This is a genomic window from Mesorhizobium sp. M7A.F.Ca.CA.002.09.1.1, from assembly GCF_003998555.1.
Lineage (GTDB): Bacteria > Pseudomonadota > Alphaproteobacteria > Rhizobiales > Rhizobiaceae > Mesorhizobium > Mesorhizobium ciceri.
This window is the reverse complement of the sequence record NZ_RZRR01001214.1, coordinates 1-1,307: the sequence shown is the minus strand read 5'-3', so window position 1 is coordinate 1,307 and position 1,307 is coordinate 1. Positions and strand designations below refer to the sequence as shown.

At 61.4% G+C, this 1,307-nt stretch carries 2 pseudogenes; both read right to left on the bottom strand.

Going from position 1 to position 1,307, the window contains the following annotated elements:
* A pseudogene (locus EN994_RS31895) lies at positions 1–511 on the bottom strand (peptidase M15A); the annotation flags it as partial.
* A 215-nt stretch (positions 512–726) separates the two neighbouring features.
* Positions 727–1,307, bottom strand: a pseudogene (locus tag EN994_RS31890) (alpha/beta hydrolase); the annotation flags it as partial.

Here is a 1,307-nt window from a genome sequence, read left to right as displayed (position 1 = left end):
GTGCTTCGGCCTGCGGCATCTCGCCAGCCGTCACATAGACCGGGTTGTTCATGGCCGGAGCGGCAGCGGGCTTCGGCGCCGCCACGTCGCCGTCGGCCGCGGCAATCTGCTGGGCTACCGCATCGGTCTGCTGCGCGGTCTGTGCCTGCTGCGTCAGCGACTGCGGCGTGTTTCCAACGATGGTTTCGGCGCCCGCCGGCATGGTCAGCGGAAAGGCAGCTCCCGGTTTGGACACAGGCACATAGGCGACCTTTTCAGGCAGCGCCGTGTCGCTTGCCGTCATCACGGTCGTCTGCTCCGTCGTGACATCAGACGAATCGGAGGCGGCGATCGCCTTGCCGCTGGAGGCCGCGTTTACGTCCGATGCGGTGGCATTGTAGCCGGGCATTCCGACCGACATTGCCGGGTCGCCAGCCGAAGTGCAGGAGGCCAGAAGCAAGGAGCAGAGCGCTGCCACAATGGCGCGGCGTTCTCCCTTTGCGAGGCTCCATCCTGCTGATTTCAAAGTCAAATTCCCCCTCGATGTCCGGTCGGCATATCTTGGCGCGGCATGCATGCGTCGCTGCCAAGGTGACCTTTGTCTCCGATCCGGAAACGAGACCTGTGTCAAATCCGCAAGCCTGGAAGTATTTTTGCAGTGATTGCCGAATTACGGCCGCTTGATGGTTGACGACACCATTTCGCCCGCTTTTGGCGGCCCGTCAACTCACCACACATTACAGTCCGTTACACACGGACCTTCACATAGGTGCCCGGAGCATCACCCAAAGTTTTCATATGCTTGCCCGGTTTGCGGGCAGGCACGCGGGTGTTGTCCTTGGCCTCTATCCAGCCTTGCCAGTGCGGCCACCAGGATCCTGGATGGTCGGTGGCATTGGCTATCCACTGGCTGAAGTCGCCCGTCGGCGTAGCCCCGGTCCAATACTGGTATTTGTTGGATGCCGGCGGATTGACGACACCGGCGATATGGCCCGACCCCGCCATCACATACTCGACCGTGCCGCCGAAATATTTCGAGCCGAGGAACACCGAAAGCGCCGGCGCGATGTGATCTTCCTTGGAGGCGAGGTTGTAGACCGGGATGGTGATGTCGCCGAGCGAGACCGTGCGGCCCGCCAGTTCCATCGTGCCTTGCGAAAGGTTGTTCTCGAGATAGCAGTTGCGCAGGTAGAAAGAGTGGTTGGCTGCGGCCATGCGGGTGGAATCGGCATTCCAGTAGAGCAGGTCGAAGGGCAGGGGATCCTTGCCGCGCATGTAGTTGTTGACGACATAGGGCCAGATCAGGTCGCCTGAGCGCAGCATGTTGA